A 295-nucleotide genomic window follows, 5' to 3' on the forward strand; every position below is an offset into this window, starting at 1 on the left:
CTGGCAGTTCCTCAACCCCTTTAGTATGAAGAAAGTCATTGACCACTTTATTGTTGACGAATTCCATGGGTTCGTTTGTAAGATTGAAACGGTCAACCTCAATGCCTTTTTTCTTGAGTGAATTTAGCACGGTTGAAATCCGCAGCAATTCCGTGTCAACCCCGACACCACAGAGACCTGTGGAACAGCACATAGCGGGTTCAAATATCTGCATTTTTTTCATAAAGAATCTCTCCTCATTTTTTAATTTTATAGAAGTTCAACCAAGAAACTAATCAAGTAGAGTCTAAACTCT

General features: G+C 39.3%; 1 protein-coding gene. It reads right to left on the reverse strand.

The window, feature by feature from the left end:
• On the reverse strand, window positions 1-223 hold a 223-nt coding region (arsD, locus tag DSOL_RS26485), incomplete at its 3' end, for an arsenite efflux transporter metallochaperone ArsD (RefSeq protein ID WP_139314656.1).
• Window positions 224-295 lie beyond the last annotated feature (72 nt).

The organism is Desulfosporosinus metallidurans (assembly GCF_001936615.1).
Lineage (GTDB): Bacteria > Bacillota > Desulfitobacteriia > Desulfitobacteriales > Desulfitobacteriaceae > Desulfosporosinus > Desulfosporosinus metallidurans.